The sequence below is a fragment of the Streptomyces phaeofaciens genome, assembly GCF_014648915.1.
Classification (GTDB): Bacteria; Actinomycetota; Actinomycetes; order Streptomycetales; family Streptomycetaceae; genus Streptomyces; species Streptomyces phaeofaciens.
Map to the genome: position 1 here is coordinate 1 of NZ_BMSA01000090.1, position 1,309 is coordinate 1,309.

At 66.1% G+C, this 1,309-nt stretch carries 1 protein-coding gene; it reads left to right on the forward strand.

The window, feature by feature from the left end:
* Positions 1-93: 93 nt before the first annotated feature.
* Positions 94-1,309: IS256 family transposase (locus tag IE275_RS45670; protein ID WP_189718604.1), on the forward strand; the 1,216-nt coding region annotated here is incomplete at its 3' end.

The window sequence follows — 1,309 nt, forward strand, 5'->3', positions numbered from 1 at the left end:
GCGTGTGTCGATAGGGATTCCGCTCCCTGCCCGGAAGGCGGGCCACCATGCAACTCTCCCTGGTGAACGGCCAGTTCAACCAGGAGGTGCATGATGGCCCTGTCCCAGCATGACTTACTTCGGCTGCTGGAGTCACTGCGTTCGGCGGACGGACTCGAACTCGTCCGGTCCGTGGCCGAGCGGATGCTGCAGGAGCTGATCGAGGCCGAGGCGACGTCGAGGATCGGCGCGGAGTGGAACGAGCACACCGAGACACGCACCGCGCTGCGCAACGGGCACCGCGACAAGACGCTGACCACGCAGGCCGGTGACCTTGACCTGGCCATACCCAAGCTGCGCTCGGGCAGCTTCTTCCCCAGCCTGCTGGAGCGTCGCCGCCGCATCGACCAGGCTCTGTTCGCCGTCATCATGGAGGCGTACGTCCATGGGGTGTCCACCCGCTCGGTCGACGACCTGGTCAAGGCGCTGGGAGCAGACAGCGGGATCTCCAAGAGCGAGGTCTCACGGATCTGTGCGGACCTGGACACCCATCTGACCGCGTTCCGCGGCCGGCCCCTGGACCACACCCGCTTCCCCTACGTCTACCTCGATGCGACCTACTGCAAGGCGCGGGTCGCACACCAGATCGTCTCGCGGGCCGTGGTGATCGCCACCGGCATCACCGAGGACGGCGGCCGCGAGGTGCTGGGAGTGATGGTCGGCGACAGCGAGACCGAGGTGTTCTGGACCCAGTTCCTGCGTCACCTGCGCGAACGCGGTCTGGGCGGTGTCCGACTCGTGCTCGGCGATCACCACTCGGGCCTGGTCAAGGCGATCCGCAAGGTCATGATTGGCGCGGCCTACCAGCGCTGCCGGGTTCATTTCCTGCGCAATGTCTTCGGAGTGATCCCCAAGGACGCCGCGGAAATGGTCGCCGCGACCATCCGCACCATCTTCGCCCAGCCCGACCAGGACGCCGTCCGCAACCAGCTCGACACGGTCGCCGACATGCTCGGCGCACAGTTTCCCCAGGTCAAACAGATGCTCCTGGACGCCAAGGACGATCTCACCGCCTTCGCCGCCTTCCCGGAACGGCACTGGAAGAAGATTCAGTCCACGAACCCGCTGGAGCGGATCAACCGCGAGATCAAACGCCGCGTCGATGTTGTCCAGGTCTTCCCCAACGACGACGCCCTCCTGCGGCTGGTCACCGCCGTGCTCTTCGAGATGCACGACGAGTGGATCGCCTTCCCCCGCCGCTACCTACCCGAAGGCAGCATGGACCAGATCTACCCCACTGAGCCCGGCGAAAGCGCCCCCACACTCCCCA